Source organism: Bacillus sp. SIMBA_005 (genome assembly GCF_046535585.1).
Taxonomy (GTDB): Bacteria; Bacillota; Bacilli; order Bacillales; family Bacillaceae; genus Bacillus; species Bacillus pumilus.
This window is the reverse complement of record NZ_JAWRWI010000370.1, coordinates 1-274: the sequence shown is the minus strand read 5'-3', so window position 1 is coordinate 274 and position 274 is coordinate 1. Positions and strand designations below refer to the sequence as shown.

The 274-nt window shown below is 47.8% G+C and carries 1 pseudogene; it reads left to right on the top strand.

The annotated features are described in order from the left end of the window. Positions 1-274: pseudogene (locus SB660_RS20505) on the top strand (PAS domain-containing sensor histidine kinase); the annotation flags it as partial.

Below are 274 nucleotides of genomic sequence, written 5' to 3'. Positions count from 1 at the left end.
CCGTAAAGGAGTTCATTTCTCACAATAAAAGCGAGGAAGCCGTACAGTCGAAAAGCAGAGTCATCCGCGGCACTGCCGTAAAAAATGACGCCGGGAAAATTGCGGGGTATGTACTCGTTTCCTCGGATATCAACGGCGGTTCAAGCGTTACCGGAGAAATGTGGGGCATGCTGGCAGCAAGTCTTTGTACCGCTTTTATCATTATCGTTTTCTTTTATACAAACATGACGTCGCGTTACAAAAAATCAATCGACGCCGCGACAAAGGTGGCGAC